Source organism: Pseudomonas sp. NBRC 111143 (assembly GCF_001320965.1).
GTDB lineage: Bacteria > Pseudomonadota > Gammaproteobacteria > Pseudomonadales > Pseudomonadaceae > Aquipseudomonas > Aquipseudomonas machongensis.
Window position 1 is genome coordinate 20,495 of record NZ_BCBT01000070.1, and the last position, 7,915, is coordinate 28,409.

Here is a 7,915-nt window from a genome sequence, read left to right on the forward strand (position 1 = left end):
ACACCCAATGCACGCCCTCCGTCCGTCCAAAATTCGCGCCGCTGCCCATCGGGCATTGGCTCTCGCCGCTCTTCACGCCGACTCCAGCCTTCGCACTCGTCTTGCCCGTTACAACGACCATATGGCCAAAGCCCGCGCCCTGGAAAATACAGGGGGTGCGCAATGAGCACTTCTCTGACTATGGCCCTGCCCGAAGACATCCTCGCTGTTCCTAAACAGACTGATGCCGGTATTCCAGTCGATGCCATCACTTGCGCGGTAGAGCGTGCGAACGCTGTTCTGCTGCTGCTAGAAGATCAGTTCGAATGTGACGCCCCTCGCTTGGCAAACCGCGTGATCGCCGCTGCCCTGTGGGACGTACGCGGGACGCTGGGGCTGATTCGCACGCTGGTGATTCATGCTGACGAATCAAGCCGTCGCTCGGTATCTGGAGGTGCGCAATGAAGGCCTTATTGGAGATCAACACCGCTGGCGGCGCCACCTTTGCCAATTGCAACTCGCAGAGTTCACCGCTGTTCCGTGTTAACGCCGGCATTTCTTGTGAGGAAGCGCTTGAACAAGCCTCGCTTCTGATGGACTGCATCAATAAGCTCACTCTGCGGGGTGGGATGGAAAATGAGAATGGGACGGTGGTTTGGGCTGCTCATTACCTGGGGGAAATGGCTAAAGCCCTCATTGATGACGTCGCCACAGGGCTTCAAGTTGCCCAAGGCGGTGGCGCATGAGCGGAACCACAGTCAACAGCCGTCGCCCCACCTTCGCGCAGGTCAAAGCTGAGGCGCTGTGTCAGATTGATCGGGTGCTCTCCCACTGGCTGCCAAACGGAAAGCGTGTAGACGGTGGCAAGGAATACACCGCACCGAACCCCACCCGAAATGACAAGCACGCCGGCTCTCTGAAGATCAGCCTGACCAAGGGCACGTGGGCTGACTTTGCAACGGGTGACAAAGGCGGCGATTTGATCGACCTGGTGCGCTATCTCGAAAGCTCCTCTGACGTTGATGCATGTCAGAAGCTGGTCGAGTTTCTGCGTATTGATCCTTGTGGCGCGATCTCGGCTCAGCCGGTTAAAAAGCCAGCAACCGCTGAATGGCAGGCGGTATTACCGATCCCCGCTGAGGCGATGACCAAATGCCCAAGCAAGCACCGACAGCATGGGGCTCCGTCGAAAGTTTGGTGTTACCGCAATGGCCAAGGCGACCCCTTGATGGTTCTCTATCGTTTCGATGTCGCCGGTAGTCCAGAACAACCCGCCAAGAAGGTATTTGCGCCGCTCACGTGGTGCACGCGTGGCGCGCAGGGACCGGCTCAATGGCGCTGGCAGGGCCTGGCTGAGCCACGCCCACTGTTACGCCTGGACGAGCTGGATAAGAAGCCAGACGCGCCAGTAATTCTGTGCGAGGGCGAGAAGGCCGCTGATGCAGCCCAGGTGCTTCTGCCCAGCCACGTGGCCACCTGCTGGCCGAACGGCTCCAACTCTTGGCATAAGGCAGACTTCACCCCCTTGCAGGGCCGTGGGGTGCTCTTATGGCCCGATAACGATGACAGCGGTGCGAAGTGTATGCAGGCGGTAGCCGCCAAGCTGGCGGAAATTGGTTGTGTAGTGCAAACCGTCGAGCTATCAGTGTTCAAGCGCAAGCCTATGCTCAAGGGCGAAACGCCGAGCTTTGCCAAAGGCGGACGCTGGGGCGACGGTGATGACGCCGCCGATGCACTGGAGAGAGGGTGGACTGCTGCGCATTTCGCATTGCTTGCTAGCACCGGTGAGCTGTTCGGCGGCGCGAGCCAGAGCACTCCATCGGTTGTCGAGGTGGTTGATGCGAAGCCAAGCAAGGCGAAGGAAGGGAAGGCCCGTCCCAGTCGGGATCTACTCCCGACTGGCTTCCGCCTGACAGAAGAAGGCGTGTTCTACGCCACCGAAGATGGTGAGGCACGCCCCGTATGTTCGCCCCTGGAAATTCTCGCGCGCACCCGCGACGAGAAGGGGCATAACTGGGGGCTGCTCGTCGAGTTCGACGACCCAGACGGTGAAAAAAAGCGCTGGAACATCCCGGCGCGGACTATGACCGGCGATTTTGGCAAAGACGTATTGGGCCCCTTGGTCGACATGGGGCTGCGCCTGGCTGGATCTAGGTCAGGTAGGCATGCGCGCAACGACCTGCAGAGCTATCTGCAGGGTTTTGATAGCTCGCAGCGAGCACGACTGGTTACCCGTCTGGGCTGGCACAACAATGCATTCTTGTTACCTGATCGTCAGGTCGGTCAGCATGGTGAGCACCTGCATTTCTATGACGCTGGAGCCCAGCTACCGCCAATCAACGAGTCGGGCACCCTTGAGCAGTGGCAGAGCCAGATAGGCGCTCTCTGTGTCGGTAATCATCGCTTGGCGTTTGTTGTCAGCACGGCCTTTGCCGGCCCCTTGCTTCATCTGTTGGGACATGAGTCCGGCGGTTTTCACCTTTACGGTGACAGTTCCGGCGGGAAGACCACGCACTTGCAAGTGGCCGCCTCAGTATACGGCGGACCACGATTGGTACGGTCTTGGCGGTCCACCGACAACGCATTGGAGTCAATCGCTGCGGCGCACTCTGATGGACTTCTGATCTTGGATGAAATCGGCATGTGCGACGCTCGCATTATCGGCGAGACCGTCTACATGCTCGGCAACGGCACCGGCAAAGCCCGGGCGAATGATCGAGGGCAAGCAGGCCGTACCGTACAAGAATGGCGACTGCTGTTTCTTTCGACCGGTGAGAAGACGCTGGCGCAGCACATGGCCGAAGCCAACAAAGAGCTCAAGGCTGGCATGGAGGTTCGCATGCTGGCGGTACCGGCGAACGCCAGCAAAGGGTTAGGGATGTTCGACACCCTGTGTGGATTTGAAGATGCCGCAGCGCTCTCAGATGCGCTCAAGCTGCGGGTGAGCAAATTCTACGGTACGCCGCTCACAGCATTCCTGGAGGCCCTGTGCGCTCCCGGCAAGCTTCCCGGTCTGGTGAGCATCTTGCGTCGTACTGTCGAGCAGTTCATCGCACAAAACCTCCCGGCGTCAGCAAGTGGGCAGGTCCAGCGTGCTGCTCTTCGCTTCGGCCTGGCCGGGGCCGCGGGCGAGCTCGCCACTGCCTTGGGCGTGACCGGCTGGCCAGACGGCGCTGCGCTCACGGCAGCTCGCGTTTGCCTGCACGCATGGCTGGCGGAGCGCGGCGGTGCTGGGAACATGGAGGGGGAAGCCATCATGGCACGCCTGCGCCAAGTCATTGAGCGCTTCGGCGAGAGCCGGTTCACGCGGTGGGAATCCATCGCCGCGAAGATCGATGAGCACGGCCCTCGCACGATCGACCGTTTGGGCTTCCGCAAAACTATGGAGCACGGCATGGGCGACACCATGCACACGACCATCACCTACTACGTGCTCCCGGAGGCGTGGCGATCGGAGGTGTTCCGGGGAATGAACATCACGGCCGTTAACCGCGAGCTGATAGAGCGGGGTGTTCTACAGAGCGGTAAGGACGGAAAGGCGTCCTGCACTGTGAGGCTGCCTGGCATGGGAATGCAGCGCTGTTATGTGGTGCTCAGTGAGCCGAGCACTGAGGCCTCGCTGGCTGAGGCTGTGGCTGCCTAAAAGCAGCCCTTGCACATGAGGCTTACCGGCGCGTCCGGCCTCGCCAGCCGTTCAATTGATACCTCAATTTTATGGATGACAAATGAATGAAAAGCCTTGAACAACTGAACACTGAACGCTGCCAACACCAAGCAGAACTCCAAAGACTCGAAGAGCAAATCGCTCAGTGGGAAGTGCAGCTGAGTGCCCCAGATGGCGCTGAAACGTCAGCCGGCGATGACCTACAAATTCGCCTGCGAGAGGCAAATTCCAAAATCGACAACATTGAATTCAAAATTACCGTCATTGATCAGGACATTGCATGGTACGACCGAAAAGCCAACAGCTCCGAGCTGATGGCAGGATATAAAGAAACAATGGGCAACTGGGAAATTGATAAGGCTGATCTAGAGGGGAAGCGGAAGTTGCTGAGCAGTCGGTTGGCGGAAGCAAGGAGCCAATCCGATAAGCAAATCGCTGATGCTCGCCAGGCTGAGGAGGATGCAGCAAGGGCCCATGCCCAAGCAATTGCCTGGAGCGACGTCGAGGGCGAGAAGAAGGCTGCCGATGAGGCACAAAAGGCGGCAAAAGCCTTGGGCTTTGCTCTGGAGCATCAGCGTCGCCAAGGCTTGATGATTGCTGCAATGGAACTGGAAATTGAAACCATCGACGCGCATATCGAGGAAGCTGATCAAGAAATTATCAGGGCCGAGCGCTGCGCAGTCTTGGTGGCACTGGAGCGCCTGGAAGAACAATGGGATATGTCAGTAAAACAGCTTCTTGATCTCGGGGCGAAGTTGTATGCGGCGAAACGCTACATGGGGCGAGAAGGAATGGCATTTCATCGCTTCCACGTGAGTAGTCAAATTGAGAGCTTTACTCACTGGAGCGACCGAGATTTGGCTGAAATGAGTTGGAAGTATACCCCTTCACTGATTATTGATGTCCAGCTCCACGATTATGATCAAATTAGCGCAGCAGCTTAATTAGGCGCCGACGTAAGTGTCCGTTAAGCACTCGGCATAGAGCAGTAATGGCGGCCAAGTATCGTAACTGTTAACTGGTCGCCATCCACCGTCAAGATTTTTATCTAGCTGGATTGAGTCAAAGTGTGCTGTTTCTCATCGTCTAACTCGTTAGTTCGCCCTGGGTAGTAGGCACTTTTAAGCGATTCGCTTATCTCCACCACAGCTATGGTGTGCCACGATCGGGAGGAGCTATTGCCGTATCCAGGCTCGTACTGACGCAGGACTATTAGGATGAGCAAGTTCACATTATTCGCAGATAGATACCTCTGGATAAGGTCCGTACGACAAGTTAGCTGAGTGCCGCTGGAGAGGTGATCATCGTTACGGTCTGCTCGCTGATTCCAAATTTGAGATTGCACCAGGACAGCGCCTGAGGGATCAATCCACCGGCGTCCATATGGGGCTTCTTCGGTGATTTGTGCGAAATCATTTACCCGCCTAGCAAGTTTTAAACGCGATGCTGCTGAGGCTGCACCCAGGGTGTCGTATTCATCGAGCCCTTCAGCATGGCTGACGTCAACAATCCAAGGTATAAGAGGCAAATGCGAGCTGGCGTCAGACTCTGTATCCTCATACTCGTCCAATCGAGGTATATAGGCATGGAACGGCTCCTCATTGGCTAGGGCTGTTGCGACCCGCGCGCTTTCCTCAGTCGAAACAAAAGCTGATCGGATATGGACATCGATGCCATCGATAGATTTCCACTCGCCGTCTACCACTACCCATTCATCCAGATTGCCATTGATGCCTAGTAGTGATTGCAGCGTACTCGCTGCTCCGGTTAGGACCACTTTACCCCCGGACGCTTCCCTTAGGTTGATGCGGGTGGGCAGAGGTCGTCGATCAGTAGCATCGGCTAACCAGAACCCGTCTTTGCGGGTAAGCACTCGCTCACTCAACCATTCTTCCCACGGGTCCCCATCCCTATAAGGCCCCTGAATCACAGGGAGCTTAGCGAGAAACTCACCGGCCACCGCATGTAGGGCATGCCAACATAATTGCTCACCATAGCTGTGTTGATCGTGAGAAAGTCCACGAGCCCTCCCGCGACGATATATGGACCGTCCTCCTTGATCTGACATATGAGTGATTTGAGCATCGTGATGTCTCACCCATAGGTTTACAGCATCTTCTGTATACCAATGCGGCTGGCCAAATACTTCACCTAATCCAGCGACATCAAGCTTGCCAAAGTCGTGATCGAGATAGAGTGGCTTAAGTGGTTTTGGTACGCCATCTGGACGCCCTTTGTAAAAAGTGCCTCCGAGATGTTTGCTCGACTTTTCAATTGGGTAGGGAGAGTGATTGACGCGTTCAAGCTCATCCAATCTTGCTGGCTCAAGCCTAAGTTGGCCCTGATCATTACACGTGAGTAGTGCCTGTACGGAGAAGTGCTTGAAAAGTACATGAGGTTCTTCCACGTCCAGCGCGATCCGTTCCAGCAGAGCTTGGTGTTTGCTCACCTCTGCGGGCTGATCTAAAGCTATACGTGCCAACGCTATCAGAAGCCAGAGCTTTGCATGGAGATGGAAGAAGGGCAGTTCGGGAGCCTGAAAAGGAGCTGCATTCGTGGCATCAAACTTCGACACAACCTTGTCCAAAATATCAGTTTGGCCAAGGCGCATCGCAACCCTTAGGCTGTGAGCGGCCATCCATCGTCTTTCGGCCTCTGGTGCGCCAAGTGCGAACCAAATGAGTCCTGCGGCCACCTCTGATTGATCTTGAGGTGGGTAAAGAGAAGGTTGCCAGGGGCCGTCCAAAACAGAAGACGCCAATTTTGCAGCCCCGGTATTCAAAAGTCGATGAATAGCTGTTTGTCCAACTCCCTCTGCGGCTGCACCATTCAGTGTGGTCCCTAGATTCAACCACACAGATGCCGGTACATCAAAATTGGGGTGAGAGAACTCTGTAATTAGCTCAAGTATAAGTTTTTGGCGGTCTTTGCCTGTCACCGTGGAAAGCTCATCGATGTCCGAGGTACTTAGGTAACCAAATGATATGAACTCATCTGCGCAGTGACGGATAATGATAGAGCCACAATCATAAAGAGCGTCGGAAAGAGCGTTGGATGCTTGTGACCAAGATTCTTTGCAAGCGCTAAGAATGCGAATCTTCTCATGGAGCGTTAATTGCTCCTGGCGTGCAATTGTGGTGACATAATTTGACCATTGTCCGTAAGGGACTTTGGTCTGCAACTGCTCGAAGAAGTTCTCTTGAATTCGCCTGCCCCAACTATTCAGCTCCTGAAGTTTCTCTAGTGCTTCAGACAGGGAGAGATCGTCTGTAGGGTTGATTGCCAGCATCAGTGACTCAAGTAACTTTTCTGCGTCAGTTTGTTCTCTTTGACGTCGATCGATAACCTCAGAAGCAGGGGCGCCTCGCCAATTATTCAGGTCGTTGTACTCTCGCGTGGAGACCTCAATGCTTTCAGCCAGTGAGGATAGATATTTATAATCATAAGAGTCTGTGCCTAAGGCGGATTTGGCCAGGCCTGCTAAAGCACGCGGTACTGCTGGGCTGAAGCCATGTGGATTGTTTTGATGATACTGGGTGATTAATTCTCGTATTAGGTCATCCTGTTGACTAAGCTGCAGATGCTCCAAGGAATCAATTAGTTGCTCCGTGCCGCATACCCACAGCTCTGCAGGACTTGCAGTTCTGAGCATTGCAAGCGCAGCATTCGGGTGTATCTTCCTAGCGTGGATCAAGCCCCGAATATATGGGAGAAGTGTGTAGTCGAGTGTGACCCTACCTCTGTCTTCCCATCGGGAAAGCTTTGCCAGCCCCTTCAGTCCTGAGGCTTTTGCCATTGCCATGCCATACATGCCCCAGTTGAACTTATTTTCCTCATCACCAAGATTAAGTTCGCAGATGTTGGATAGCGTGTGGCAGTCTTCCTCAGAAAGCTCCTCTCCATGCAGAGAGGCTGCAAATTGCATCAGCTCATTTACGAACTGATAGTCGCCAGACCCAACAGCATCTAACTGCTCCAAGCCGCGGTGAAAATAGACGGCCGCCTCTTGCTTGCTAGCTGGCGATACAGCTTGTGCTAGATCAGCAAAGAGCTCCGCACGCTGTTTAACCTCATCCTCTTGTTCGATGGCCAGCCTCACATTATTTGCTGTTGATCCTGCTAGTATGTGTAGTTCGGGTCTGACGGCCAGCACGCTTACGATTCTAATTAGATTCGAAATTTCGGATACTCCGCGTGCTTTTACTGCTTCCAGATAGTGGACAACCTCAGAGACTTCTAGAGTGGACGCCGCTTCAAACGTTAGCGTTAGGG

5 protein-coding genes are annotated in these 7,915 nt (G+C 55.0%); 4 read left to right on the forward strand and 1 reads right to left on the reverse strand.

Features of this window, described 5'->3' with window-relative positions; genetic code table 11:
* The first annotated feature begins 162 nt into the window (after positions 1-162).
* The 4 genes from APH44_RS26310 to APH44_RS26325 all read left to right on the forward strand — a co-directional run bounded on the left by APH44_RS26310 (position 163) and on the right by APH44_RS26325 (position 4,587).
* Positions 163-444: a hypothetical protein gene (locus APH44_RS26310; protein ID WP_044046885.1), complete on the forward strand. Its 282-nt coding sequence runs from the start codon at positions 163-165 to the stop codon at positions 442-444.
* Positions 441-725 carry a DUF3077 domain-containing protein gene (locus APH44_RS26315; protein WP_054888527.1) on the forward strand — a complete coding sequence of 95 codons (285 nt, stop codon included), beginning with the start codon at positions 441-443 and terminating at the stop codon, positions 723-725. The genes APH44_RS26310 and APH44_RS26315 overlap by 4 nt, the downstream gene beginning before the upstream one ends.
* A complete protein-coding gene (locus APH44_RS26320) occupies positions 722-3,622 on the forward strand; it encodes a DUF927 domain-containing protein (protein WP_054888528.1) in 2,901 nt (966 codons plus the stop codon). The genes APH44_RS26315 and APH44_RS26320 overlap by 4 nt, the downstream gene beginning before the upstream one ends.
* A gap of 86 nt (positions 3,623-3,708) precedes the next feature.
* Entirely contained in the window at positions 3,709-4,587 is an 879-nt protein-coding gene (locus APH44_RS26325; protein ID WP_054888529.1) for a hypothetical protein, read from the forward strand.
* 104 nt (positions 4,588-4,691) lie between these two features.
* On the opposite strand, the gene APH44_RS30165 is transcribed toward APH44_RS26325, so the two are convergent.
* Positions 4,692-7,796, reverse strand: coding sequence for a hypothetical protein (locus tag APH44_RS30165; RefSeq protein WP_218187347.1), 3,105 nt, complete (start codon positions 7,794-7,796; stop codon positions 4,692-4,694).
* Between the last annotated feature and the right edge of the window lie 119 nt (positions 7,797-7,915).

Bases quoted from the DNA above. Each gene is read 5' to 3' on its own strand.
- APH44_RS26310 (WP_044046885.1), top strand. From the start codon at position 163: ATGAGCACTTCTCTGACTATGGCCCTGCCCGAAGACATCCTCGCTGTT.
- APH44_RS26315 (WP_054888527.1), top strand. From the start codon at position 441: ATGAAGGCCTTATTGGAGATCAACACCGCTGGCGGCGCCACCTTTGCC.
- APH44_RS26320 (WP_054888528.1), top strand. From the start codon at position 722: ATGAGCGGAACCACAGTCAACAGCCGTCGCCCCACCTTCGCGCAGGTC.
- APH44_RS26325 (WP_054888529.1), top strand. From the start codon at position 3,709: ATGAAAAGCCTTGAACAACTGAACACTGAACGCTGCCAACACCAAGCA.